This window comes from Streptomyces sp. GDS52 (assembly GCF_052246875.1).
Taxonomy (GTDB): Bacteria; Actinomycetota; Actinomycetes; order Streptomycetales; family Streptomycetaceae; genus Streptomyces; species Streptomyces cathayae.
The window spans coordinates 5,695,362-5,720,236 of the sequence record NZ_CM125966.1 but is presented as its reverse complement, the minus strand read 5'-3'; the positions used below and the strand labels follow the sequence as shown (position 1 = coordinate 5,720,236).

Genomic DNA, 24,875 nt, shown 5'->3' with positions numbered 1-24,875 from the left:
CTAGACGGATTTCCCCCCAAGCCGCCCGCTTCACCTCTCCTTCAGCCGCCGTACATGGCTGGAACCTTGACAAGTGGCCTGGCCAGGCTGGAGATTGACGCGCGTAGAAAACGGCGGACGGTCGCGCACCGGGCCTGCACGCCCCGTACACCCCGTACACCCCGCACGCCCCGCACGTCACATCTGCCACCCTCGCCCCGGCACTCATCACGTTTCCCGGAGGGAATCCGTTGCCGAGCAAGTCGTCCGCGCGCCTCGCCGCGCTCACCGTCGCCGCCGTGTGCGCGGCGTCCGCCGTCACCCTCGCCTCGCCCGCGCACGCGGAGTCCGTGCGCATCCACGACATCCAGGGCGACACCCGGATATCGCCGTACGCCGGACAGCAGGTCACCGACGTGACCGGAATCGTCACCGGCATCCGCACCTACGGCTCGTCCCGCGGCTTCTGGATCCAGGACCCGAACCCGGACGCCGACCCGGCCACCAGCGAGGGCGTCTTCGTCTTCACCGGTTCGACCCCCCAGGGGGTCGCCGTCGGCGACGCCGTCACGGTCTCCGGCACGGTCACGGAGTTCGTCCCCGGCGGTACGGCCTCCGGCAACCAGTCGCTGACGGAGATCACCCGGCCCACGGTCACCGTCGTCTCCCGCGGCAACCCGGTCCCGGCCGCCACCAGGATCGACGCGCGGTCCGTACCCGCCGCCTACACCCCGGCCGGCGACCCCGCCGCGAACGGCTCGGTCAACGCACTCCCGCTGCGCCCCGACCGGTACGCCCTGGACCTCTACGAGTCCCTGGAGGGCATGAACGTCCAGGTCTCCGACGCCCGGGTGGTCGGCGCCACCGACCCGTACACCGAACTCTGGGTCACCGTGAAGCCGTGGGAGAACCGCACCCTGCGCGGCGGCACGGTCTACGGCTCCTACGACGACCGGAACACCGGCCGCCTGCAGATCCAGTCCCTGGGCCGGGCCGCGGACTTCCCCGACGCGAACGTCGGCGACACCCTCGCCGGCACCACCGCGGGCCCGCTGGACTTCAACCAGTTCGGCGGCTACACGCTCGTGGCGGGCGAACTCGGCACGCTGAAGAGCAAGGACCAGCGGCGCGAGTCCACCCGCCGGCAGCACACCGGTGAACTGGCGATCGCCACCTACAACGTGGAGAACCTCGACCCGTCCGACGGCACCTTCGCCGCGCACGCCGACGCGATCGTGCGCCACCTGAGGTCGCCTGACATCGTCTCCCTGGAGGAGATCCAGGACAACAACGGTTCCACCGACGACGGCACGGTCGCCGCCGACGAGACGGTGGCCGGGCTGATCGACGCGATCGAGGCGGCCGGCGGCCCGCGCTACGACTGGCGCTCCGTCGACCCGGCGGACAAGGCCGACGGCGGCGAACCGGGCGGCAACATCCGCCAGGTGTTCCTCTTCGACCCGGAGCGGGTCTCCTTCACCGACCGCGCGGGCGGCGACGCCACCACGGCCGTCGGCGTCGCCAAGGTGCGCGGCAAGGCGGCCCTGACGCACTCCCCCGGCCGGATCGATCCGACGTCCCATGCCTTCGAGAACAGCCGCAAGCCGCTGGCCGGCGAGTTCGTCTTCCGCGGCCGCACGGTCATCGTGATCGCCAACCACTTCGCCTCCAAGGGCGGCGACCAGAGCCTGACCTCGCAGTACCAGCCGCCGTCGCGCGGCTCCGAGACCCAGCGCCACCTCCAGGCGAAGGCGGTCCACGACTTCACCGCGAAGGTCCTCAAGACCCAGAAGAACGCGGACGTCGTCGTCCTGGGCGACATCAACGACTTCGAGTTCTCCACCACGACCAAGATCCTCGAGGGCCGGGACACTCTCTGGTCAGCCGTCAAGTCCCTCCCCAGGAGCGAGCGTTACTCCTACGTCTACCAGGGCAACAGCCAGGTCCTGGACCAGATCCTGATCAGCCCGTCGATCCGCCGCGGCGGCACGTTCTCGTACGACAGCGTGCACATCAACGCCGAGTTCCACGACCAGATCAGCGACCACGACCCACAGATCCTGCGCTTCCGCCCGTAGGGCGTGCACCCGCGTCGAGGGTCGGCCGGACGCTCCCGTCCGGCCGGCCCCGGCCGTGCCCGCCCGAATCCGCGGCGCTTCCGGTCCGCAGTCAGTGCGCCCCGCGCCGCCGCAGCACCGCCATCCCGGCCGTCGCGGCCAGCCCGGCCGCCGCTCCCCCGGCGACCATCACCGGCCACGGCTTCCGTGTTCCGGCCCGCCGGACCTGGGTGGCGCTGCTCCGCAGCTGCACGGTCATCGCACCGGCCTTGTCGCGCAGGTCGTCCACGCGGGCCAGCGCATGCCCCTTGACATCCATCTTTCCGGCCAGCTCCTCGACGGTGTCGCCGAGTTCGTGCCGGGTCCGCTCGATCTCCTGCCGCAGTTCGTCCGGCCCCTTGGCTCCGCGGGCGGCGGCGTCCTGCTCGACCCCGGGCTCGATGTGGGAACCGGAACCGGAATCCACCGCCCGCGCAGGCGGGTTCGCCCCGTTCACATCCCGCGTCATCGGTGCGCCCTCCCCTTGATCTCCTCCACGTCGGCCTTCACGCTGCCCAGCGTCTGTTCCGGGGCGGCCGGCGTGGCCTTCTTGAGCTCGGCCCGGCCGAGCGCTGCCAGCACGGCGGCGATCACGAACAGCACGGCCGTGATGATCAGCGCCGCCGCCCACACCGGCAGGACGAGAGAGAGTGCGGCACCACCGGTGAAAGCCGTCGCCAGCAGGCCGGCGTAGGCGAAGGCGCCCGCGGCGCCCAGCATGCCGCCGCCGCGTCCGGCCCGGCGGCCCTTCTCGGCCAGCTCCACCTTGGCCAGGGCCACTTCCTGCCGCACCAGCCGGGAGACCTGCTCGGTGGCCTGTCCGACGAGTTCGCCCACGCTGTGCCCGTCATGGCTGTATTCGGCGCGGCTGCCGCTGCCGCGGCTGCGCGTGTCGCGAACCCGCGGTTGTTCGATGGTTGCGGTCACGGTGTTCCGCCTCCTCTCGGTCGGGTGTCTTCCGAGTACCCGGAGCGCGAGGTGCCTATCCTGAGCGCCATCCCTTACTGATGCTTACCAATAAAGGACAGAAGATTTAAGTGGAGGTACACGGTGGTCGAGCGGAGACTACTCCCATGACCCCATCGACGCCTCCCTTCGGCCGCGCCCTGTGCGCCATGGTCACGCCGTTCACCCCTGCCGGTGCCCTGGACCTGGACGGTGCCGCGCGTCTGGCCGACCACCTGGTGAGCCACGGCTGCGACGGCCTGGTGCTGTCCGGTACTACGGGCGAGTCCCCGACCACGACGGACGCCGAGAAGTCCGCCCTCGTCACGGCCGTACGGGAGGCGGTGGGCGATCGCGCCTCGATCGTCGCCGGTGTCGGCACCGCCGACACCGCGCACACCGCCGACCTCGCCCGTGAGGCCGAGCGGGCGGGCGCCGACGGTCTCCTGGTCGCCACCCCGTACTACAGCCGCCCGCCGCAGGACGCGATCGAGGCGCACTTCCACGAGGTCGCGGACGCCACTGGCCTCCCCCTGATCCTGTACGACATCCCGGCCCGCACGGGCACCCGCATCGAGCCGGACACGATGCTACGGCTCGCCGAGCATCCCCGGATCGTGGCGGTGAAGGACTGCTCGTACGACTTCCTGGCCGCCCAGAAGATCCTCTCCCGCACGGATCTCGCCTACTACGCGGGCTGCGACGAGCACATCCTCGCCCTGTACGCGGTCGGCGGCTCCGGCTACGTCAGTACGGTCGCGAACGTGGTCCCGGACCACCTGCGCTCCGTCCTGGACGCGTTCGACGCCGACGAGACCACTCGCGCGGCCGACCTCCAGCAGCGGGCCACCCCCCTCATCGAGGCGATGATGGCGAACGGCCTCCCCGGCACAGTCACCACCAAGGCCCTCCTCACCGCCCTCTCCCTCCCCGCAGGCCCACCCCGCCCACCTCTACGCCCCGCGTCCCCCGAGACGTCCGCCACCCTCAGGTCCCTCCACGAGGCCCTGACCACAGCCTGCCCCCCCGCCACCAGCGCAGCTCCGCCCGAAGTTCAGTCCCGCGCCGGACGCAGGACGAGGCACACGAAGCCCAGCACGTCCCGGTAGACACACAACCATTGGTCGCGATGAGTGGTAGCCGCCTCGAGCGCCTGGGCGCTGTCCGGATCATCGGGATGGTCCAGGGCCCATGAGGCCAGCGACCCTGTCCAGGCCCACTCGTAGTCGTCGAGTTCCTGACGGGAGCTGATATGTCCCTGGACAGGCGTCCACCCGTCCGCGGCGATCCGGTCCAGCGTGGTCGGCAGGTCGGCGAGGTCCCCGAACAGCTCGACGGCCTCGGGAGAGGGCTCGCGGTCCCAGAAACCGTCACCGACCAGAACGCATCCCCCGGGAGCCAGGTGCTCACGCGCCGCCGCGAGAGTGGGGAGCAGGCCACCGAAAGCGTGCGTGGCTCCCACACAGAGCACCAGGTCGAAGGCGTGGGAGGCGACGAAACGCGCAGCGTCCTGATGGTGGAGGGTCAGGCGGTCGTCCACTCCGAGCCGCCGCGCGGCCTGACGCGCGTGCGCCAGCGAGCTCTTGGAGATGTCGACGCCCTCGGCCCGCAGCCGCGGCTGCACGGCCAGGGCCCGCAGGAGCCACTCTCCGCCGCCGCAGCCGAGGTCGAGTACACGCCCGGCACCGCGTGAGAGACCACGTTCCAGCAGTCGGCGCACCGAGTCGTCGTCGAGCGGGGCTGCGATCGGATGGTCCGCATGAGCACGCCTGGAGATCTGTTCCCGGTCCACAGGCGGAGCCTGGCATGCCCGGTGATTCATACGCACCTGATTTCCGCCCGGCCCCCGGACCGGAAACCGGATTCGGCCATCCTCACACCGTTCCCCGCGAGGGGGTCATCGCGACGACCCATCGGGTTCTGGCACCTCCACCTGCCGCGCCGTCTGCCGGCCGGTCGCGTACCTGGCGCCCGCCGCCAGCAGTACGGAGGCCGTCGCCCAGGTGACGACGAGGCCGTTGAGCCACGCATAGCTTCCGGAACTCGGGTACGTCGTCCCGTCGTCCCGGACGCAGTCGAAAGCCGGTGGCAGATACGAGGCACGGTGGCCGACGAGGCCCTCCACAAGGTGGGGAGCGGCGTTGCGACAGGCGGGCGCGGGGGAGGAATCGGTACCGGACCGGGACTCGTGGTCGGAGGCCTGCACAGAGCCGAGTGCCAGGACCAGGAGGACGACCGCCGCTGCCGCCGCCATGCCGGCGCCCCAACGCAGCAGCCGCACGCCCCAGTCGGGCGGTCGGCCCGGCAGGACGACGGACACCAGTTTGACGATCACCGCGATGCCCCAGACGGGGACGGTGAACAGGGCCGCGAAGGCCAGCAGGACGAACACGTTCCGGGCACCTTCCATCGATCGAGCGAACAGACGTACGGACGTACAGACGCCGGAGCCGGCCCAGCCGTTCTCCTCCCGGACCTCTCGGTCGAGGCAGGCGGCCGGGGTCAGTCGGTGGTGAGGCCGTCGATCAGGCGGCCTCGGCCAGGCTCTCGTCATGACAGGCTGACGCCACCGCCTGGCACAAGCCCTGCCCGGGCCCGGTGGGTGGGAGCGTCACCCGCCGCTCATCAGAGCTCCCGCGGCCCGTACATCGCACGGTCGGCGTCGACTTGAAGGGCCCAATAGCGGTCGCCGTAGGACCAGTGCCACCACTCGGTGGGATAATTCGCCAGACCCACAGCGGTCAGTGCGTCACCGAGCACCCGCCGGTTGGCCCGCGCCTCGGAGCCGACTCCGCCGGCGTCCGTGTAACAGGCACCGTCACTCTCCTCCGGGCTGGCGTTCACCCGGGTTCCCATGTCGAGTTCGCTCCCGTCGGCGGAGATCAAAGTGAGGTCTACTGCGGCGCCGGCACTGTGCGGCGCGATCTCCGGTGGCGAAACGTACCGGCTCGCGGCCTCTCGAATCTGCTTCGGTGACCAGTCCGGACGGTCGGCTCGCAGATGGTCGGCGTACCGCTCGAAGTAAAAGCGCTGCAACGCGGGCGGCCTGTATCCCTCGACGAACAGCAGAAGCACGCCGCCCGGGAGCAATTGCTGTGCCGTGAGAAGTCGGGTCAGGACCCCTTCCCGCAGATGCGCGAACGCCCCTGATTGGTCGGCCTTACGGGAGTCGACGGCGAGGGATCCCTGGAGCCGGACATCGACAAGCGGTTCGCCGCAGTCGACCACCGGGATCGCCGCGATCTTCGGATCCGACATGAGCACGATCTCGTTCATACGCTGATCATTGCCGCCTACTCCGCTCAACGGTGATGCCCCTGCTCACCCTTGACCAGAAGCCGTCGGCCCGTCAGTTCTCCACGGGCCACCCGGTGATCACCACAGGCCGTGATCTACTTCTGGTCACGATGCCGAACGACGAGAAGCCGAGGTTATGGCCGATCACTGCTGCGAGGCGATGACCAACCGTGTGAACGTGTGCTGCGACCAGCACGATGACCCCTTCGCCTGCCCGGACGCACTGGTCGACTTCAGCGCCAAGTTCCAGGAGTACGGGCTGATCATCCATGACGGCGGCACGTCGAGCATCACGATCAGCTTCTGCCCCTGGTGCGGACGACGCCTCCCCGCGTCGCAGCGGGATCGGTGGTTCGGCGAGCTGGAGCGCCGCGGGATCGATCCTTGGGAGGACGAGGTCCCTGCTGAATTCCAGGACGGCCGCTGGCTCGCCTCTCTGCGGCAGGATTGACTGCTCCCCTCCCTGAAGGGGGAGGGGATTCCTGGCTCAGGCGGCCTCCCGGAGCGGCGCTCCGGGAGGTCTTGTGCCCTCGACACCAGTCGGGTCCAGACCTGCCCGGAGGAGCATCACGCGGGCGGAGTTCTTGTCTCTGGGAGACACGGCTCCGCACGCGGTGCAGGTGTAGGTACGTTCCGACAGCGGCAGGGCGTGCTTGGCTCTCGCTCCGCACCTGGCGCAGTCCATGGTGGTGTGCGCAGGATGTACGAGCCGTACATCCCGGGCGTGTTTGCGGCCCATGTCGATCAGGGCCTGTTTGGTGGCGCCGATCGCGGCATCGGCCGCCTTGCGCGCCATCGTGGTCCTGGTGAGGAACTTCGGCCGGAAGTCCTCCACCGCGATCACATCGTGGTCGCGCACGACCTTCTTGGCCCACTTGCGGGCGGTGTCCTGCCGCTGTCGGGCGATCTTGGCGTAGGTCTTCGCCCGCCACTTCTTCGCCTCCCGGTACCCCTTCGACGCAGGCTGCCCCTTCGCCGGTTTGCGGCGGGCCATCATCCGGTCGTAGCGGGACAGCTTCTGCTGCGCCTTGAAGCCGTGGCGGGGGTGGGGGAGGTCGTGGGCGTCGGAGGTGGTGGTGGCGGTCTCCCTCACTCCCCAGTCGATGCCGATCACCGCGCCGGTCTGCGGCAGCGCCTCGACCCGGGCGGGGGCGACGAACGAGGCATACCAGTGCCCGGCATGGTCGCGGTAGACCCGCACGCTCGACGGTTCGGCCGGCAGAGGACGCGACCAGACCACGGTCAGGACGATCCCGCCCGCCAGATGCAGTCGCCCCTTTTTGAGGCGGAAGCCGCGCCGCGTGTAGTTCAGCGACGGATCACTCCCGCGCCGCTTCTTGTGCCGGGGCATCCCGGCCCGCCGCTTCTGCGGCAGCCGGTTCTTGATGTCCTTCAACGCTTTGCTACGGGAGGCGGCGAAGTCACGGATCGTCTGCTGCTGGGGAACACTCGCACCCTCACGGAGCCACAACGCCTTGGCGCGGACATCGGTGAGCATCCGATCGAGCCGCGCCGGACCGCAGGTCAGCCTGTCTCCGGGGTGCGCCTGATGGTGCACGTGCACCTGACGCGACTTGGCGACGCATTCGTTCCACAGCCACCGGCACCGTCCCCACTCCGCCTCCAGCCCCTCCTGGGCAGTGGCCGACACCCGCAACCGATACGTATACCGGGCACGCCCAGCGGTCTCCCCCATCACTCACCCCCCCTCACCTCTGTTCCGGACAGCCGGTACCCGGCCAACTGACCGTACGTACGGGTCCCGCACACCCGCACACCTCTTCCACCCCTACCACCCCTACCAGCGAACAGGGGCACGCACGTTCGCGCCTCTCTCAGCTCCGCCGGGCGGCTTCCAGAGCACTCCGCGCCCAACCGGGGCGTGTCCGGCACACCATGCCGCGCACGAGGGGGCCGGCGCGCCCTCCCCACGCTCTTCGAGCAGGCGACCCCCATCGCCCTGCTCGCCCGCGCGGATGAGGCGCCGCCGTTTTCCTGCGATCTGACCCGCCGAGCAGGCCATGGGAAGCGGGGCCGGCCCTTGGCGGACCCGGCCCCGCTGACCCGACGGGGCGTCAGCCTGCCCAGACGTCGGCCTCGTCGGCCGGGACCGTGGTGGCCAGGCCCAGTTCCTTGCGGGCGGCGACCGACTCGTTCGGGTCGATGTCGGTGAACGCCGGTTCGTAGGCGGTGTAGAACGCGTCGGCGTCGGCGGCGTTCGCGGCCTTCTTCCAGTTGCCGGCCGCCTTCGTCAGCGTCGCGCGGAGCTTGCCGACCTCGGTGCCGTCGATGCCGTCCAGGCCCTTGACGTGCGTGTCGAGGGCGGCCGCGACGGCCTTGGCCTGCGCCTTGTAGCCGGCCAGGTCGTCCTCGACGGTGTCCTTCTCGGGCTGGTTCGCCCACAGGGCCTCGTAGACCGCGTTCGAGCCGTTGAGGTATGTGGTCTGCTCGGGCTTGAGGGACTTCACGGTGTCCAGCGAGCCCTTGAACGTGCTCTTCTCTGCGGTGTAGGTGCAGCTCACCGCGCGGTCACCCGTCGCCCAGCTCTCCTTGGTCGGGGTGTAGTAGTAGAGGTCGACGCCCTTGGGGAGCGCCCAGGTGTCCGGGGCGTACTTCTGTGCCTCGACCGGGCAGCGTTCGTCCGCGATCGCCGCGATCTCGTCGTCGCCGGGGTACTCCTTGCCCTCGTCGATCGCGAACTCGCCGACGACCTGGCCCTCGTGCGCCTCGTCGCAGGGCACGATCTCGACGGCGTACGCCTCCCCCTCGGCCTTGCCGTTCGGGTTGTAGCAGTCGCCGAGGTCCAGCGAGAACACCGAGCGCTGGCGAGCCACCTTCTTCGCGCCGTCCTTGGCGCTGTCGACGGCGTCGGAGACGTCCGAGCATCCCACCGCACCGACCGCGAGCAGGGCGACAACGGCGGACATGCCGCGAAGGGAGCGATACGGGGCGCGGATTGCCATGGCGTGTACATCCTCTTACATGATCTTCATAAATGTCGCACGCATCGTATGCCATCCCTGTGGCCCGGCCGCACGAAGGTCCTCACCTCATCGTGACGTCTCTGACTCGTGACGGACCGTGAGGGTCGTCTCCGAACTGCTCACAGGCGGGAGCCGGGCGCCCCCTGTGACACACTCCTGCGGAGCGGGGCGCTGTCGAGCGGAACCGGCTGAGCCGACGGCGACCGCACTGAGGCATTCAGGGGTGGGCATGGGGAACAGCGGTGCAATGGAAGTGCGTTGGGAGCGCTCGCGTACCGAGCGGCTGACCGAGGGACTGACCGTCGCCGTGGCGTCGGTCCTCTCGTTCGGTCTGCTGGCCTATCCGGCGGCCTTTTTCGGCGCAGCCGTCCGGCACCTGGTCACCGACACCGGCACCACCGTGTTCAGTCGGCTCTCGGCGCCGCTGGTCTTCCTCACCTTCGTGGCGCTGCCGCTCGTCCTGGCCCGAGTGGTGTTCCGTTCGGGCCTGCGCAAGGGCTACGAGCGGCTGACGGCGGCGGTGTCGGCAGCGCTGACGCTGCTCGGCCTGTCCGTCGTGTCGTTCGCGGCTCTGGGCCTGATCCTCGTGTACGCGGACTGACCTCCGGCTCCCGCACCGGTGGGACGACGAGTGTCGGCGCGGGCAGTGCGATGCCGGGAGAAGCCTGTGCACGCACGAGCGCCCTCCCGGGCCGTTCTGGAGCCGTGGGAGGGCGCTCGGCGCTGACCGGGGCTGGGCTGCCGGTGGTCAGTTGTGGTTGTGCAGGACGTCGTTGAGGCCGCCCCAGACCGCGTTGTTCGGGCGGGCCTCGACCGTGCCGGTGAGCGAGTTGCGGCGGAAGAGGATGTGGGAGGCGCCGGACAGCGCGCGGGCCTTGACGACCTCGCCGTCGGGCATGGTCACGCGGGTGCCCGCGGTGACGTACAGGCCGGCCTCGACCACGCACTCGTCGCCGAGCGCGATACCGACGCCCGCCTCGGCGCCGATCAGGCAGCGCTCTCCGATGGAGATGATCACGTTGCCGCCGCCGGACAGCGTGCCCATGGTGGAGGCGCCGCCGCCGACGTCCGAGCCGTCGCCGATGACGACGCCCGCGGAGATGCGGCCTTCGATCATCGAGGTGCCGAGGGTGCCCGCGTTGAAGTTGACGAAGCCCTCGTGCATGACCGTGGTGCCCTCGGCGAGGTGGGCGCCCAGGCGGACCCGGTCGGCGTCGGCGATGCGGACGCCCTTGGGGGTGACGTAGTCCGTCATCCGGGGGAACTTGTCGACGGACGTCACGGCCAGGTACAGGCCCTCGGCACGGGCGTTCAGCCGCACCTTCTCGACGTCGTCGACGGCGACCGGGCCGAGCGAGGTCCAGGCGACGTTGGCGAGGCAGCCGAAGATGCCCTCCAGGTTCTGGCCGTGCGGCTTGACCAGACGGTGCGAGAGCAGGTGGAGGCGCAGGTAGGCGTCGTGGGCGTCGACCGGCTTCGCGTCGAGCGAGGAGATGACCGTGCGGACCGCGACCACCTCGACGCCCCGGCGGGCGTCCGGCCCGATCGCCGCGGTCGCGCCGCCACCGAGCAGTTCGGCGGCGCGCTCGGCGGACAGCCGCTCGGTGCCGGACGGGCCGGGCGCGCCGGAGAGTTCGGGGGCGGGGAACCAGGTGTCGAGGACGGTGCCGTCGGCGGCGAGGGTGGCGAGGCCGGCGGCCACCGCGCCGGTGGTGCTCTGAGCAGTCGTGTCGGTCATGAGGGCAACCTAACCAGCCGGGGCCCGGGGATGCGAACCGGTGTCGCGCCGTCTCAGGTACCGGAGACGACCCGGTCCAGCATCTCCCGCGCGTACGCCTCGTCGTACGGTGTGCCGGTCAGCAGTACCTGGAGGCAGATGCCGTCCATCAGGGCGACCAGGGCGCGGGCCGTGACCGGGTCCGTGCGGCGGGACAGCAGCACGGTGACGTCCTCGCACCACTCGGCCGCCACGGGGCGCAGCGCGGGCCGGCGCAGGGCGGCCAGATACAGCTCGTACTCCAGCTCGACGCCGGTGCGCTCGCCGTCGAGCCATTCGCCGAGCAGCCCGGCGAGCTCGGTCGCCAGGTCGGTGCGTGTGTCCTCCAGGCCGCCGCGGGAGGCGATGGCCTTGGCGAAGCCCTCGTTCGCCTGGCGCAGCGCGGCGACCATCAGCTCGTCGAGGGTCTTGAAGTGGTACGTCGTGGAGCCGAGCGGCACATCGGCCTCGGCGGCGACGCTGCGGTGGCTGAGCCCCGCGATGCCGCTCCTGCCGACCACCCGGATCGCCGCGTCGATGATCCGCCGGCGCCGCTCGGGGTCGTACCGCCGGGCCATCAGTGCGCGCCGCCGAGGTTGAGCACGACCACGCCCACGATGATCAGCGCGATGCCGAGGGCCTTCAGGGCGGTGAGTCCCTCCCCCATGAACAGGACGCCGATCGCGGCGATGGCGGCGGTGCCCACCCCGGCCCAGATGGCGTACGCGGTGCCGATGGAGAGGGTGCGCAGTGTCTGGGCGAGCAGGCTGAAGGAGACCACGTAGCCGAGCAGGGTCAGCAGTGAGGGCCAGAGTCTGCTGAAGCCGTCGCTGTACTTCATGGCGGTGGTGGCGCCCACCTCCGCGACGATCGCTCCGGCGAGCAGCAGGTATCCCATGTGTACGAGCGTACACAACGAACGGCCGCACCAGCGCGTAAAAAGGAAAAGAGGAACGGCGGGTGGTCCCCGCAGGGGGTCACCCGCCGTTCCTCCGACGTGCGTGCGGCCGGTCGGCCGGTCGTGCCTCGGCTCAGACGTTGAAGCCGAGCGCCCTCAGCTGCTCACGGCCGTCGTCCGTGATCTTGTCGGGGCCCCACGGGGGCATCCAGACCCAGTTGATGCGCAGCTCGTTGACCAGGCCGTCCGTCACGGACTTGGCCTGGTCCTCGATGACGTCCGTCAGCGGGCAGGCCGCGGACGTGAGGGTCATGTCGATGGTCGCCACGTTGCCGTCGTCGACGTGGACGCCGTAGATCAGGCCGAGGTTGACGACGTCGATGCCCAGTTCGGGGTCGACGACGTCCATCAGGGCCTCGCGGACCTCCTCCTCGGAGGCCGGTTTCATCTCCACGGTCTCACTCATGCCGTTGTCCTTTCGGCGTCGGAGCCCAGTGCCTGGGCCGTCGCGTCCTTCCACGCCATCCAGCTGAGGAGGGCGCACTTGACCCGGGCCGGGTACTTGGAGACCCCGGCGAACGCGACCGCGTCCTCCAGGATCTCCTCCATCGCGTCGTCGGGCTCGATCTTCCCCTTGGACTGCATCAGTTCCAGGAAGGTCTCCTGGATCTTCTGCGCCCTGGCGAGTTCTTCACCGACCAGCAGCTCGTTCAGCACGGAGGCGGAGGCCTGGCTGATGGAGCAGCCCTGCCCCTCGTAGGAGACGTCGCTGATCGTCGTGCCGTCGTACTTCACGCGCAGCGTGATCTCGTCGCCGCACGTCGGGTTGACGTGGTGCACCTCGGCGTCGCCATCCCGCAAGCCCCGCCCGTGCGGGTTCTTGTAGTGGTCCAGGATGACTTCCTGGTACATCGAATCCAGCTTCATGCGATCGCTCGCCAGCCCCTCAGCCGAAGAAGTTCCGTACGTGCTCCAGTCCGTCGACCAGAGCGTCGATCTCGGCCGGCGTGGAGTACAGATAGAACGACGCTCGCGTGGTCGCGGGAATTCCGTACCGGAGGCAGACCGGCCGCGCGCAGTGGTGGCCGACCCGGACCGCGATGCCCTGCTCGTCGAGGACCTGGCCCACGTCGTGCGGGTGGATGTCCCCCAGCGTGAAGGAGATCGCGGCGCCGCGGTCCTCGGCCGTGGCGGGGCCGATGATGCGCAGGTCCGGGATCTCGGTCAGGCGCTTGACGGCGTATTCGGTGATGGCGTGCTCGTGGGCGAGGATCCTGTCCATGCCGATGGCGCTCAGGTAGTCGATCGCCGCGCCCATGCCGACCGCCTGCGCGACCGGCGGGGTGCCCGCCTCGAACTTGTGCGGGGCCGGGGCGTACGTCGACGAGCTCATCGACACGGTCTCGATCATCTCACCGCCGCCGAGGAACGGCGGCAGGTCCTCGAGCAGTTCCTGGCGGCCCCACAGGACGCCGATGCCGGTCGGAGCGCACATCTTGTGGCCGGTGAAGGCCACGAAGTCGGCCTGGAGGGCCTGGACGTCCATCGGCATGTGCGGCGCCGCCTGGGAGGCGTCGATGCACACCAGGGCGCCGACCTCCTGGGCGCGGCGCACGATCGCCTCGACCGGGTTGACCGTGCCCAGGATGTTGGACACCAGCACGAAGGAGACGATCTTCGTCTTCTCGGTGATGATCTCGTCGATGTTCGACAGGTCGAGGCGGCCGTCGTCGGTGAGGCCGAACCACTTCAGCTTCGCGCCCGTGCGCTGCGCGAGCAGCTGCCACGGCACGATGTTGGAGTGGTGCTCCATCTCCGTGATGACGATCTCGGTCTCGTGGTCCACCCGGTAGGGCTCGTCGGCCCAGCCGAGCATGTTGGCCACGAGGTTGAGCGACTCGGAGGCGTTCTTGGTGAAGATCACCTCGTCGCGGCTGGGCGCGTTGATGAACGCGGCGACCTTGTCGCGTGCGCCCTCGTACAGTGCCGTGGCCTCCTCGGCGAGGACGTGCACTCCACGGTGGACGTTGGCGTTGTGGCGCTCGTAGTACTCGCTGAGCGCGTCCAGTACCTGACGGGGCTTCTGGCTGGTCGCCGCGTTGTCCAGGTAGACCAGTTTCCGCCCGTCGTGGAGCTGGCGGTCCAGGATCGGGAAGTCCTTGCGGATCGCCTCGGTGTCGAGGAGGCCCGGCAGCTGTGTCACGCGGATGCGCCACCCTTCACGTATGCCTCGTAGCCCTCGTTCTCCAGCTTGTCCGCGAGCTCGGCGCCGCCGGACTCGGCGATCCGGCCGTCGGCGAACACGTGGACGTAGTCGGGCTTGATGTAGCGCAGGATGCGCGTGTAGTGCGTGATCAGCAGGGTGCCGACCTCGCCGGACTCGCGGACCCGGTTGACGCCCTCGGAGACGACGCGCAGCGCGTCGACGTCCAGACCGGAGTCGGTCTCGTCGAGGATCGCGACCTTGGGCTTGAGCAGCTCCAGCTGGAGGATCTCGTGGCGCTTCTTCTCACCGCCGGAGAAGCCCTCGTTGACGTTGCGCTCGGCGAAGGCGGGGTCCATGTGGAGGCGCTCCATGGTCTCCTTGACCTCCTTCACCCAGTGGCGCAGCTTGGGCGCCTCGCCGCGGATGGCGGTGGCGGAGGTGCGCAGGAAGTTGGAGACGGAGACGCCGGGGACCTCGACCGGGTACTGCATGGCGAGGAAGAGGCCGGCGCGGGCGCGCTCGTCGACGGACATCTCCAGGACGTCCTCGCCGTCGAGGGTGACGGTGCCGCCGGACACGGTGTACTTGGGGTGACCGGCCAGGGCGTAGGCGAGGGTCGACTTGCCGGAGCCGTTGGGGCCCATGATGGCGTGCGTCTCGCCCTGCTTCACGGTGAGGTCGACGCCCTTGAGGATCTCCTTCGTGGCGTTGTCGGCCTCGACGGTGACGTGCAGGTCTCGGATTTCAAGCGTTGCCATGGGTGCCTCAGGACTCCTGGGTGAGGGAGGCGCGTACGTCGACAAAGACGCTGCCCCCTTCGATCTTTACGGGGTATACGGGGACGGGGCGGGTGGCCGGAAGACTGTCGGGCTTGCCCGAGCGGAGGTCGAAGCGCGAGCCGTGCAGCCAGCACTCGATGTGGCAGTCGTCGACCTCGCCCTCCGAGAGGGAGACGTTGGCGTGCGAGCAGATGTCGTTGATCGCGAACACCTCGCCCTCGGTGTGCACGAGGGAGACCGGCGTGCCGTCGAGTTCCACTCTTTTCGGAGTGTCCTCCTCCAGCTCGCTCAGTCCGCAGGCGCGTTGAAAGGTCATGCGACCGCGGCCTCCAGCTCCTCCTCGATCTTGGCGATCAGGCGCTCCTCGATGTCCGGGACGCCGATCTGCTGGACGAGTTCGGCGAAGAAGCCGCGGACCACCAGACGACGGGCGTCCTTCTCGTGGATGCCGCGGGCCATCAGGTAGAAGAGCTGCTCGTCGTCGAAGCGGCCGGTCGCGGAGGCGTGGCCGGCTCCGACGATCTCACCGGTCTCGATCTCCAGGTTGGGCACGGAGTCGACGCGGGCGCCGTCGGTCAGCACCAGGTTGCGGTTCATCTCGTAGGTGTCGGTGCCCTCGGCCTTGGCCTCGATGAGCACGTCACCGATCCACACGGCGTGCGCGTCGTCGCCCTGGAGCGCGCCCTTGTAGGCGACGTTCGACGTGCAGTGCGGAACGTTGTGGTCGACCAGGAGGCGGTGCTCCTGGTGCTGGCCGGCGTCGGTGAAGTACAGGCCGAGCAGCTCGGCCTCACCGCCGGTGCCCGCGTAGACCACCCGGGGGTGCAGCCGGACCACGTCGCCGCCGAAGGTGACGACGACCGACTTGAAGGAGGCGTCGCGGCCGACGAGGGCGTTGTGCTGGGCGACGTGCACGGCCTTGTCGTCCCAGTCCTGGATGGAGACGACGGTGAGCTTGGCGCCGTCGCCGAGGACGTACTCGACGTTCGCGGCGAGCACCGCGTCACCGGTGTGGTCGATGACGACGACCGCCTCGGCGAAGGCGCCGAGCTCGATCACCTGGTGCCCGTAGGCGGCGCCGCCCTCGCCGTGCACCGCGATGCGGATCGGCTCGGTGAGGACGGTCTCCTTCGGCACGGTCACGACCGAGGCCTGTTCGAAGGAGCTGTACGCCTGGGCGGCGACGCGGTCGACCGGCTTGCCCGCCCGGCCGAGCCGCGCGTCGTCGCGGCCGACGGTCTCGACGCGGACGCCCTCGGGCGCGTCGATCGCCACCTTGACGCCTTCGCCGGTGGCGGCGGCGGTGCCGTCGTGCAGACCGCGCAGCCGCTCCAGCGGAGTGAACCGCCACTCCTCCTCACGGCCGTGGGGGACGGGGAAGTCCGCCACGTCGAAGGACGGGGGCGCGCTCATGCGGGTGGCGACGGTCGACTCCGCGGCGACCGCGATCGAGCCCGCGGTGGTGGAACCCACGGGGATGTTCTGAGCCTCAGCCATGGCTGTCGTAGTGCTCGCTTTCCTTTGCGTAAGGGGCTTGACGGAACGGCGTGGTGGGTTAGCCGACCGCGCCTTCCATCTGCAGCTCGATCAGCCGGTTGAGTTCGAGCGCGTACTCCATGGGGAGTTCCTTGGCGATCGGCTCGACGAAGCCGCGCACGATCATCGCCATCGCCTCGAACTCGGACAGACCGCGGCTCATCAGGTAGAAGAGCTGGTCCTCGGAGACCTTGGAGACGGTCGCCTCGTGGCCCATGGAGACGTCGTCCTCGCGGACGTCGACGTAGGGGTAGGTGTCGGAGCGGGAGATGGTGTCCACGAGCAGCGCGTCGCACAGCACGTTGGACTTGGCGCCGGGAGCGCCCTCACCGATCTCGATCAGGCCGCGGTAGGAGGTACGGCCACCGCCGCGCGCCACCGACTTGGAGACGATGTTCGACGAGGTGTTCGGGGCCATGTGGACCATCTTGGCGCCGGCGTCCTGGTGCTGGCCCTCGCCGGCGAAGGCGATGGACAGGGTCTCGCCCTTGGCGTGCTCGCCCATGAGGTAGACGGCCGGGTACTTCATCGTCACCTTGGAGCCGATGTTGCCGTCGACCCACTCCATGGTCGCGCCCTCATAGGCCACGGCGCGCTTGGTGACCAGGTTGTAGACGTTGTTCGACCAGTTCTGGATCGTCGTGTAGCGGCAGCGGCCGCCCTTCTTGACGATGATCTCGACGACGGCGCTGTGCAGCGAGTCCGAGGTGTAGATCGGGGCGGTGCAGCCCTCGACGTAGTGGACGTAGGCGTCCTCGTCGACGATGATCAGCGTCCGCTCGAACTGGCCCATGTTCTCCGTGTTGATCCGGAAGTAGGCCTGCAGCGGGATGTCCACGTGGACGCCCTTGGGGACGTAGATGAACGACCCGCCGGACCACACGGCCGAGTTCAGCGACGCGAACTTGTTGTCGCCGACCGGGATGACGGTGCCGAAGTACTCCTGGAAGAGCTCCGGGTGCTCCTTCAGCGCGGTGTCGGTGTCGAGGAAGATGACGCCCTGCTCCTCCAGGTCCTCGCGGATCTGGTGGTAGACGACCTCGGACTCGTACTGCGCGGCGACACCGGCGACCAGGCGCTGCTTCTCCGCCTCGGGGATGCCGAGCCGGTCGTAGGTGTTCTTGATGTCCTCGGGCAGGTCCTCCCAGGAAGCGGCCTGCTTCTCGGTGGAACGCACGAAGTACTTGATGTTGTCGAAGTCGATGCCCGACAGGTCCGAGCCCCAGTTCGGCATGGGCTTCTTGTCGAACAGCCGCAGACCCTTCAGCCGCAGCTTCAGCATCCACTCCGGCTCGTTCTTCTTGGCGGAGATGTCGCGGACGACGTCCTCGTTCAGACCGCGCTTGGCCGCGGCGCCTGCCTCGTCGGAGTCGGCCCAGCCGAATTCGTACGTACCCAGGCCCTCGAGTTCGGGGTGGGCAGTCTCCGTGGGGAGAGTCATGCGGGGTTCCTCCCGGCCGTGCTTGCAGATGCGTTGTGGATGTGCGGCGAAGTCTTCTTCGCAGAAGTCTTCGAAGTCTGTGTCGACGCCTGTTTCGACGTCTGCGAGGTGCGTGCGGCCTTGACGGACCGCGGCGCGGACGCCGCCGTCTGCGCACCCTTCGGGATGAAGGTGGTGCAGACACCGTCGCCGTGCGCGATGGTGGCCAGCCGCTGCACATGAGTACCGAGCAGCTCGGCGAAGAACTCCGTCTCCGCCTCGCACAGCTGCGGGAACCGCTCGGCCGCGTGGGCGACCGGGCAGTGGTGCTGGCACAGCTGCTCGCCCTGCTGCGGGTCGGGGGCGCTGCGCGCCGTGGCAGCGTACCCGTCCGCGCTGAGCGCCTTGGCCAGCGCCCGGGTCCGCTCCTCGGGGGCCGCGGCCTCGACCGCCTCGCGGTACGCGCCGGCCTGGGCGGCGATCCGGGCGCGGGCGAACGCCGCGATCGCCTCGTCACCGCCCCCCTGCTCGCCGATCCAGTGCAGGGCGTCCACGGCCAGCTCGTCGTACGACTGGTCGAAGGCGTCCCGCCCGCAGTCCGTGAGGGCGAAGACCTTGGCCGGGCGCCCGCGGGTGCGTGCGCCGTAGACCCGCCGTTCGCGCGCCTCCACGATGCCGTCGGTGACCAGGGCGTCGAGGTGGCGGCGGACGGCCGCCTGGGTCAGCCCGAGCCGCTCGGCGAGCTCGGAGACGGTCGACGGGCCGTGGTCCAGCACGGACCGAGCGACCCGGTTGCGGGTGGACCGCTCACCGGTCGCAAGTTCCTCCTGGGGAGCCTCGCCAACCTTTTTCACAACGCCATTGTTGCGTAATTCATCGGGGACGGGCAAGCCGCGTCCGTTCTCCCCCGGGTGCGCTGCGTCACTTAGGTGAACCTAATCCGACCTGCGGAAACGATCTTTGATCGATCGGACCGGCCGCTCCCGGTGCCGCTCGGGGAACCCTCCCGGGCAGGCCCGCACCCGCCCCCGGCGTCCGGGGGCCCCGGCGCGTCCCTAGACTCGTGACCCATGCGAAGTGAGCCCGTGGTCCAGGTGCAGGCCCTGGTGAAGCGGTACGGCACGAAGACCGCGGTGGACGGCCTCGACCTGGTGGCACGACAGGGCGTGACGGCCGTGCTCGGACCCAACGGGGCGGGCAAGACGACCACGGTCGAGACCTGCGAGGGATACCGGCGGCCGGACTCCGGCACGGTGCGCGTCCTGGGCCTGGACCCGGTCCGGCAGTCGGCCGCACTCCGGCCCCGGATCGGTGTGATGCTCCAGTCCGGCGGCGTCTACTCGGGCGCGCGGGCCGACGAGATGCTCCGCCACACGGCGAAACTGCACGCCCACCCCCTGGACGTGGACGCGCTGATCGAACGCCTCGGGCTCGGCTCCTGCGGCCGTACGACGTACCGGCGGCTCTCCGGCGGGCAGCAGCAGCGGCTCGCGCTGGCGATGGCCGTGGTCGGGCGCCCGGAACTGGTGTTCCTGGACGAGCCGACCGCCGGACTCGACCCGCAGGCCCGCCGCGCCACCTGGGACCTCGTACGGGATCTGCGCGCCGACGGGGTCTCCGTCATCCTCACCACGCACCACATGGACGAGGCCGAGCAGCTCGCCGACGACGTCGCGATCATCGACGCCGGCCGGGTGGTGGTCCAGGGCAGTCCCGAGGAGCTGTGCCGGGGCGGCGCCGAGAACACCCTGCGCTTCTCGGGCCGGCCGGGGCTGGACGTGGCCTCCCTGCTCAAGGCCCTGCCGCCCGACTCCCAGGCCGCCGAGCTGACCCCCGGCTCGTACCGGGTCGTCGGCGAGGTGGACCCGCAACTGCTCGCCACGGTGACGTCCTGGTGTGCGCAGCACGGCGTGCTGCCGGACCGGATCTCGGTCGAACGACACACCCTCGAGGACGTCTTCCTGGAGCTGACCGGCAAGGAGCTGCGTTCTTGAACCCTCCCCCAGCTGAAGCAGGGGGATTCCTGGCTCAAGCAGCTCATTCACTCAGCAAGCGAACGAGTCTGACGCTCTCAGCACCAGCCGGGACGGAACCTGCCCGGTTGCCCATTCAAGACAAAGGAGTTGCGCGTGCTTGGCTCTCGCGACGCACGGCGCTCAGCCTACCCGGCCATCCGGGCGGTCTTTCACCTTTTGGGCGAAATCCCGTTCCCTGTCCTGCTCCGCAGGATTCCGATTCATCCCCCGGCTGAAGCCGGAAGCGTCCTCGGAGGTTTCCAGTGAATCAGGTAAATCCAGCGCATCCGGTGCATCAGGTGACTCCGGCGGCCACGGGGACCGGCGCGTACGCGCCGCAGCCGGGCGCGGCTCCGCTCCCCCGCATGATCGCGGCGCAGGCCCTGCTCGAGACGAAGATGCTGCTGCGCAACGGCGAGCAGCTGCTGCTCACCGTGGTGATCCCCACCCTGCTGCTGGTGCTGTTCAGCACCGTGGACATCGTGGACACCGGCGAGGGCGCGGCCGTGGACTTCCTCGCCCCCGGGGTCCTCGCCCTGGCGGTGATGTCGACGGCGTTCACCGGACAGGCCATCGCCACCGGCTTCGAGCGCCGGTACGGGGTGCTGAAGCGGCTGGCGGCCTCACCGCTGCCGCGCTGGGCGCTGATGACCGCGAAGACGCTGTCGGTGCTGGTCACCGAGGTGCTCCAGATCGTCCTGCTCACGGTGATCGCGTTCGCGCTGGGCTGGTCGCCGCAGGGCAACCCGCTCACCGTGCTGCTGCTGCTGGTGCTGGGCACGGCCGCCTTCTCGGGGCTCGGTCTGCTGATGGCGGGCACCCTGAAGGCCGAGGCGACGCTGGCCGCCGCCAACCTGGTGTTCCTGCTGCTACTCGTCGGCGGCGGGGTCGTCGTGCCGCTGGACACCTTCCCCCAGGGCGCGCAGAACCTCCTCGGCCTGCTGCCCATCGCGGCGCTGTCGGAGGGCCTGCGGGACGTGCTCCAGCACGGGGCGGGACTGCCCTGGGGCGACCTCGGGATCCTCGCCGTGTGGGCGGCGGCGGGGCTCGCCGCGGCGGGCCGCTTCTTCCGCTGGGAGTGAGCAGGCTCCCCGGCATCTCCGGCCCGCCGACCGGGACCCTCGTGAAAGCGTGCACAAGCGGGCGCCCTACGATGGACGCGTGCCAAACGTGACCCGCGCCGACGCCCAGGCGGTCCTGCGCAACCCGCTCGCCTTCATCGCCGCACGCTGGACCCCGGACCCCCGGACGGTCCGGCGGGCGGCCCTCGCCGCGCTCGTCATGGCGGTGGTCATCGTGGTCACCGGTGGAGCCGTACGGCTGACCGGCTCCGGCCTGGGCTGCCCCACCTGGCCCAAGTGCACCGACGACTCGCTCGTCTCCACCCGGGAGATGGGCCTGCACGGGGTCATCGAGTTCGGCAACCGCCTGCTGACCTACGTGCTGTGCGCCGCCGTCGGCTGGGCGATCGTCGCCGCGCGCTCCCAGAAGCCGTACCGGCGCAGCCTGACCCGGCTGGGCTGGGCGCAGTTCTGGGTCGTGATGGGCAACGCGATCCTCGGCGGCATCGTGGTCCTCGTCGGCCTCAACCCGTACACGGTCGCGGCGCACTTCCTGCTCTCCTCGGCGCTGATCGCGGTGGCCACGGTGATGTGGCAGCGCACCCGCGAGGGCGACGGGGAGCCCCGGCCGCTGGTCGGCGCAGCCGTGCGGCAGCTGGTGTGGTTCCTGGTGGTGGCGTCCGTCCTGGTCATCGCGGTCGGCACGGTGGTGACCGGTTCGGGACCGCACGCGGGTGACTCCAGCGAGGTCCCGCGGATGCCGCTGGACCCGGCGATGGTCAGCAAGGTGCACGCCGTGCTGGCGTGGATCGTGGCGACGCTGACGTTCGCCCTGTGGTTCGTGCTCAAGGCGGTCGACGCCCCCGCGGGTCCGCTGCACCGCACCCGCGAACTGTTCCTGATCATTCTCGCGCAGGGTGTGATCGGTTATGTGCAGTACTTCACGGACCTGCCCGAGATCCTGGTCGGCGCCCACATGTTCGGCTCCTGCGTCATGTGGATCTGGGTGGTGCGGGTGCTGCTGTCCCTGCGGGAGCGGCCCGAGGCCGCGGCCGACCTGCCGGACACGGCGGGTCCGGCGGACACGGCGGCCGGGACGAGGCTGACGACCGCCTGAGCCCGCGGGGCCGTGGTCGCGGGGCCGTGGCCCCCGGTCCGGTCGCCCGCGGTCGTCAGTCCAGCCCGTACACCCGGCCCGCGTTCCCCGAAGCGATCATCCCGGCCACCCGCTGCGCGTCCTTTGGGGACCAGGCCCCCTCGGTCACCCAGGCGCCGAGCACCCGGCCGAGCGCCTCACGGAACAGCCGGGCGCCCACGACGTGCAGTTCGGGCAGCCCCTGGGCGCCGCTGGAGAAGAGGATCTTGCCGAAGGGGGCGAGTTCCAGGACCTCCTCGAGGACGGTCGCCGCGCGGGCGCCGGTGCGGGCCAGGGCGGCGCCGGAGTCGACGTAGACGTGCGGGTGGACGCCGGCCAGGTGGGCGGCGTGGCGGTGGTCCGGGTAGCCGTGCAGCAGGACGAGGTCGGTGCCGAGCCCGGCGGTGGCCCGGACGAACCCGTCGAGGAACCCCGGGTCGGTGCCCTGTGCCCGGGAGCCGCCGGGCGTGCCGAGCCCCGCGTGCAGTTGCAGGGGCCGGCCCGAGGCGACGGCGATCCACAGCAGGTGGCCCAGGAGCACCGGGTCGCTCGGCCCGTCCCCGACCCGGCGGGCGGCCAGCCACCGCGCGGCCGCGCCGCGCACCTCTCCGGGCCCCGGTGGCTCGGGCGCGAGCGCCGTCCCGTCGCGTACGCCGGCGACGGAGGTGAAGGCGACGGTGTGCGCGGCGGCCCCGTGCACGGACTCGGCGAGGTTGGCGAGGAAGCACTCCACCGTGCCGGAGGTGTCGGCGACCTGCTGGGCCAGTTGTTCCAGGCGCACGATCTCGTGGGCCTCGGCGGCGCCGGCCGTGGCCAGTTCGGCCGTGCCGGTGAGGTCGCCGGGCAGTCCGGTGTCGATCAGGTAGGTGGTGATGCCGCTGGCCCGCAGCAGCCGGCGGGCCGTCTCGGCCACGCCCAGTTCGCGGCGCCGGGCGAGGTAGCGGGCCGGCGGGCAGTGCGGCTCCAGGCCGAGCAGGGGCGGGCACCAGCGGCGTACGGCGAAACCGGTCTGGGTGTCGAACAGGGTGGTCCCCGGGGCGGGCGGGCCCTCGGTGCGGACCAGCTGGGCCTCGAAGGTGCCGAGGCCCAGCTCGGTGCGCAGCACGCCGTGGCAGTACTGGTCCACGAGGGACGGCATGTCGATCATCCGGGCTCCCCCCACGAAAGACGCTGTCTCTGCTTCCACAGGTCTCTAACGGGTGAACCGGGGTCGAGGTGTTGCGGCGCGTCCGGCAGGGTGTCCGCCGCGGACGGCCGGTGGGCCGATCGGTGGGCCGGCGGGCCCGGGGTCAGCCGTTGGCCGGGCCGCCGATCTGGCTGCCCGCCATCCGGGTCCACTCGTACGGGCCGGTCCTGACCTTGGCCGCGAACTCGCCGTCGAAGTTCTCGTGGAGGGTGATGCCCGCCCTCTCGGCCGCCTTCTCGGCGATCGCGCAGGAGTGGGCGACCAGGTCGCCCCAGTTTCCGTCCTCACCGACCAGCACGATCCGGGCGCCGCGCTGTCCCAGGTAGGCGATCTGCCCCTCGGCGCCGCCGTGGGCCGTGGCGAAGCCGTTGATCCGCTTGGTGAGGCGGGCCACCTTGCGCTCGGCCTTGCGTTCGGTCTTCTGTCCGGCCCGCTGCCCGCTGTTCTGCTCGGCCGCCGGGTCCGTCTGCTGCTTGTCTGCCATGACCAGGATGCTACCGACGGGTAGATCGAACGGCGACGGGCGGGGTCCGTGGTCTTGGCCACGGACCCCGCCCGTCGGAGCGTTCCGGAAGACGTCCACCGCGGGCCTACCGCAGGAAGGGGTCCACCGCGACGGCCACGAAGAGCAGCGACACATAGGTGATGGACCAGTGGAACAGGCGCATCTCCTTGAGCTTGCCACCGGTCACCTCGGCCTTGGCGCGGTTGAGGAGCGCGTGCGCCTCCCACAGCCACCAGCCGCCCGCGGCCAGCGCGACCGCGGTGTAGAACCAGCCGGTGTAGCCGAGCGGGGTGAGCAGCAGCGACACCGCGACCATGACCCAGCTGTAGATCACGATCTGCCGGGCGACGGCCTTGTTGCCGGCCACCACCGGGAGCATCGGCACGCCCACCCGCGCGTAGTCCTCCTTCACCTTCATGGACAGCGGCCAGTAGTGCGGCGGCGTCCAGAAGAAGATGACGAGGAAGAGGATGACCGGCGCCCAGGACATCGAGTTGGTGACCGCGGACCAGCCGATCAGCACCGGCATGCAGCCGGCGATGCCGCCCCACACGATGTTCTGCGCCGTACGCCGTTTGAGGATCATCGTGTAGACGACGACGTAGAAGAGGAGCGCCCCGAGGGAGAGCCAGGCGGACAGCCAGTTGACGGTCAGGCCGAACATCAGCGTCGAGACGACGGCCAGGGTGATGCCGAAGGCCAGGCATTCGCGCGGGCTGACCATGCCGGTGACCAGGGGGCGCTGCGAGGTGCGGTCCATCAGCGCGTCGATGTCGCGGTCGAGGTACATGTTGAGCGCGTTGGCGCCGCCCGCCGACAGGTAGCCGCCGACGCAGGTCAGCAGCACCAGCCCCAGGTCGGGCACGCCCTGCTGCGCCAGGAACATCACCGGGACCGTGGTGATGAGCAGCAGTTCGATGATCCGCGGCTTGGTCAGCGCCACGAACGCCCCGACACGGGCCCCGAACGGCCGGTGGCTCGGGCTCTGGATGGTCCCGGCAATCCCCGCAGGACGGGATTCAACGGCCGTCACTCGCACCCCTGACAGAGTTCCCAGCAAGCCCTCCCGGGTGAGGT

General features: G+C 70.2%; 28 protein-coding genes. 7 read left to right on the top strand and 21 right to left on the bottom strand.

Annotated features, from left to right (window positions below):
* Positions 1-230: 230 nt before the first annotated feature.
* A complete protein-coding gene (locus ACTWJ9_RS26080; protein WP_279336705.1) occupies positions 231-2,057 on the top strand; it encodes an endonuclease/exonuclease/phosphatase family protein in 1,827 nt (608 codons plus the stop codon).
* 91 nt (positions 2,058-2,148) lie between these two features.
* Here ACTWJ9_RS26080 and ACTWJ9_RS26075 read toward each other — a convergent pair whose 3' ends face one another.
* Positions 2,149-2,544: a DUF3618 domain-containing protein gene (locus ACTWJ9_RS26075; protein WP_279336704.1), complete on the bottom strand. Its 396-nt coding sequence runs from the start codon at positions 2,542-2,544 to the stop codon at positions 2,149-2,151.
* Positions 2,541-3,002, bottom strand: coding sequence for a phage holin family protein (locus ACTWJ9_RS26070; RefSeq protein WP_387038363.1), 462 nt, complete (start codon positions 3,000-3,002; stop codon positions 2,541-2,543). Before ACTWJ9_RS26070 ends, ACTWJ9_RS26075 begins: the two co-directional genes overlap by 4 nt.
* Positions 3,003-3,148: 146 nt before the next feature.
* On the opposite strand from ACTWJ9_RS26070, the gene dapA reads away from it, so the two are divergent.
* Positions 3,149-4,129: a 4-hydroxy-tetrahydrodipicolinate synthase gene (gene dapA, locus ACTWJ9_RS26065; protein WP_443294830.1), complete on the top strand. Its 981-nt coding sequence runs from the start codon at positions 3,149-3,151 to the stop codon at positions 4,127-4,129.
* On the opposite strand, the gene ACTWJ9_RS26060 is transcribed toward dapA, so the two are convergent.
* The 3 genes from ACTWJ9_RS26060 to ACTWJ9_RS26050 all read right to left on the bottom strand — a co-directional run bounded on the left by ACTWJ9_RS26060 (position 4,075) and on the right by ACTWJ9_RS26050 (position 6,296).
* Complete coding sequence (locus tag ACTWJ9_RS26060; protein WP_387038365.1) at positions 4,075-4,812, bottom strand: SAM-dependent methyltransferase; 738 nt, start codon at positions 4,810-4,812, stop codon at positions 4,075-4,077. The two genes, dapA and ACTWJ9_RS26060, sit on opposite strands and share 55 nt — an antisense overlap.
* Positions 4,813-4,917: 105 nt before the next feature.
* On the bottom strand, positions 4,918-5,430 hold the full coding sequence (locus ACTWJ9_RS26055; protein WP_443294829.1) for a hypothetical protein: 513 nt from the start codon (positions 5,428-5,430) through the stop codon (positions 4,918-4,920).
* Between the two features lie 215 nt (positions 5,431-5,645).
* The gene (locus ACTWJ9_RS26050; protein WP_279336700.1) at positions 5,646-6,296 is read right to left on the bottom strand and encodes a M15 family metallopeptidase; all 651 of its coding nucleotides are present in this window, start codon (positions 6,294-6,296) and stop codon (positions 5,646-5,648) included.
* 157 nt (positions 6,297-6,453) lie between these two features.
* On the opposite strand from ACTWJ9_RS26050, the gene ACTWJ9_RS26045 reads away from it, so the two are divergent.
* Positions 6,454-6,768: a DUF6980 family protein gene (locus ACTWJ9_RS26045; RefSeq protein ID WP_279336699.1), complete on the top strand. Its 315-nt coding sequence runs from the start codon at positions 6,454-6,456 to the stop codon at positions 6,766-6,768.
* 36 nt (positions 6,769-6,804) lie between these two features.
* Here ACTWJ9_RS26045 and ACTWJ9_RS26040 read toward each other — a convergent pair whose 3' ends face one another.
* Together ACTWJ9_RS26040 and ACTWJ9_RS26035 are read right to left on the bottom strand one after the other, a co-directional pair.
* Positions 6,805-8,013: an RNA-guided endonuclease InsQ/TnpB family protein gene (locus ACTWJ9_RS26040; protein ID WP_279336698.1), complete on the bottom strand. Its 1,209-nt coding sequence runs from the start codon at positions 8,011-8,013 to the stop codon at positions 6,805-6,807.
* A 379-nt stretch (positions 8,014-8,392) separates the two neighbouring features.
* On the bottom strand, positions 8,393-9,280 hold the full coding sequence (locus ACTWJ9_RS26035) for a septum formation family protein (RefSeq protein WP_279336697.1): 888 nt from the start codon (positions 9,278-9,280) through the stop codon (positions 8,393-8,395).
* A gap of 268 nt (positions 9,281-9,548) precedes the next feature.
* On the opposite strand from ACTWJ9_RS26035, the gene ACTWJ9_RS26030 reads away from it, so the two are divergent.
* Positions 9,549-9,902, top strand: a complete 354-nt coding sequence (locus ACTWJ9_RS26030; RefSeq protein WP_443294826.1) for a hypothetical protein — start codon at positions 9,549-9,551, stop codon at positions 9,900-9,902.
* Positions 9,903-10,049: 147 nt separating this feature from the next.
* Here the strand turns inward: ACTWJ9_RS26030 and dapD are convergent, their stop codons facing one another.
* The 11 genes from dapD to ACTWJ9_RS25975 form a co-directional block, all read right to left on the bottom strand.
* Positions 10,050-11,039 (bottom strand): 2,3,4,5-tetrahydropyridine-2,6-dicarboxylate N-succinyltransferase, encoded by a 990-nt coding sequence (gene dapD, locus ACTWJ9_RS26025; RefSeq protein ID WP_443294825.1) that lies wholly within the window; start codon positions 11,037-11,039, stop codon positions 10,050-10,052.
* Positions 11,040-11,092: 53 nt separating this feature from the next.
* Positions 11,093-11,635, bottom strand: a complete 543-nt coding sequence (locus ACTWJ9_RS26020) for a TetR/AcrR family transcriptional regulator (RefSeq protein ID WP_279336694.1) — start codon at positions 11,633-11,635, stop codon at positions 11,093-11,095.
* Entirely contained in the window at positions 11,635-11,955 is a 321-nt protein-coding gene (locus ACTWJ9_RS26015) for a DMT family transporter (protein ID WP_279336693.1), read from the bottom strand. The genes ACTWJ9_RS26020 and ACTWJ9_RS26015 overlap by 1 nt, the downstream gene beginning before the upstream one ends.
* Positions 11,956-12,088: 133 nt before the next feature.
* Entirely contained in the window at positions 12,089-12,421 is a 333-nt protein-coding gene (locus ACTWJ9_RS26010) for a metal-sulfur cluster assembly factor (protein WP_279336692.1), read from the bottom strand.
* On the bottom strand, positions 12,418-12,882 hold the full coding sequence (gene sufU / locus ACTWJ9_RS26005; RefSeq protein WP_279336691.1) for a Fe-S cluster assembly sulfur transfer protein SufU: 465 nt from the start codon (positions 12,880-12,882) through the stop codon (positions 12,418-12,420). Before sufU ends, ACTWJ9_RS26010 begins: the two co-directional genes overlap by 4 nt.
* 19 nt (positions 12,883-12,901) lie before the next feature.
* Positions 12,902-14,158 carry a cysteine desulfurase gene (locus tag ACTWJ9_RS26000; RefSeq protein ID WP_279336690.1) on the bottom strand — a complete coding sequence of 419 codons (1,257 nt, stop codon included), beginning with the start codon at positions 14,156-14,158 and terminating at the stop codon, positions 12,902-12,904.
* Entirely contained in the window at positions 14,155-14,919 is a 765-nt protein-coding gene (sufC, locus tag ACTWJ9_RS25995; protein ID WP_279336689.1) for a Fe-S cluster assembly ATPase SufC, read from the bottom strand. Before sufC ends, ACTWJ9_RS26000 begins: the two co-directional genes overlap by 4 nt.
* A gap of 7 nt (positions 14,920-14,926) precedes the next feature.
* The gene (locus ACTWJ9_RS25990) at positions 14,927-15,256 is read right to left on the bottom strand and encodes a non-heme iron oxygenase ferredoxin subunit (RefSeq protein ID WP_279336688.1); all 330 of its coding nucleotides are present in this window, start codon (positions 15,254-15,256) and stop codon (positions 14,927-14,929) included.
* The gene (gene sufD, locus ACTWJ9_RS25985) at positions 15,253-16,437 is read right to left on the bottom strand and encodes a Fe-S cluster assembly protein SufD (protein WP_279336687.1); all 1,185 of its coding nucleotides are present in this window, start codon (positions 16,435-16,437) and stop codon (positions 15,253-15,255) included. The genes ACTWJ9_RS25990 and sufD overlap by 4 nt, the downstream gene beginning before the upstream one ends.
* Positions 16,438-16,495: 58 nt before the next feature.
* Positions 16,496-17,917, bottom strand: coding sequence for a Fe-S cluster assembly protein SufB (gene sufB, locus ACTWJ9_RS25980; protein ID WP_279336686.1), 1,422 nt, complete (start codon positions 17,915-17,917; stop codon positions 16,496-16,498).
* Complete coding sequence (locus ACTWJ9_RS25975) at positions 17,914-18,750, bottom strand: helix-turn-helix transcriptional regulator (protein WP_279336685.1); 837 nt, start codon at positions 18,748-18,750, stop codon at positions 17,914-17,916. The genes sufB and ACTWJ9_RS25975 overlap by 4 nt, the downstream gene beginning before the upstream one ends.
* A gap of 216 nt (positions 18,751-18,966) precedes the next feature.
* Between ACTWJ9_RS25975 and ACTWJ9_RS25970 the strand changes: the two genes are divergently transcribed.
* From ACTWJ9_RS25970 to ACTWJ9_RS25960, 3 genes are all read left to right on the top strand, one after another.
* A complete protein-coding gene (locus tag ACTWJ9_RS25970) occupies positions 18,967-19,890 on the top strand; it encodes an ABC transporter ATP-binding protein (protein WP_279336684.1) in 924 nt (307 codons plus the stop codon).
* 386 nt (positions 19,891-20,276) lie between these two features.
* A complete protein-coding gene (locus ACTWJ9_RS25965; RefSeq protein WP_279336683.1) occupies positions 20,277-20,993 on the top strand; it encodes an ABC transporter permease in 717 nt (238 codons plus the stop codon).
* Between the two features lie 88 nt (positions 20,994-21,081).
* On the top strand, positions 21,082-22,089 hold the full coding sequence (locus tag ACTWJ9_RS25960) for a COX15/CtaA family protein (RefSeq protein ID WP_279338100.1): 1,008 nt from the start codon (positions 21,082-21,084) through the stop codon (positions 22,087-22,089).
* A 55-nt stretch (positions 22,090-22,144) separates the two neighbouring features.
* Here ACTWJ9_RS25960 and ACTWJ9_RS25955 read toward each other — a convergent pair whose 3' ends face one another.
* The 3 genes from ACTWJ9_RS25955 to ACTWJ9_RS25945 form a co-directional block, all read right to left on the bottom strand.
* A complete protein-coding gene (locus ACTWJ9_RS25955; protein WP_384200244.1) occupies positions 22,145-23,254 on the bottom strand; it encodes an amidohydrolase family protein in 1,110 nt (369 codons plus the stop codon).
* A gap of 142 nt (positions 23,255-23,396) precedes the next feature.
* Positions 23,397-23,777: a hypothetical protein gene (locus tag ACTWJ9_RS25950; RefSeq protein WP_279336681.1), complete on the bottom strand. Its 381-nt coding sequence runs from the start codon at positions 23,775-23,777 to the stop codon at positions 23,397-23,399.
* 106 nt (positions 23,778-23,883) lie between these two features.
* Positions 23,884-24,837, bottom strand: coding sequence for a heme o synthase (locus ACTWJ9_RS25945; RefSeq protein WP_279336680.1), 954 nt, complete (start codon positions 24,835-24,837; stop codon positions 23,884-23,886).
* Positions 24,838-24,875: the final 38 nt, after the last annotated feature.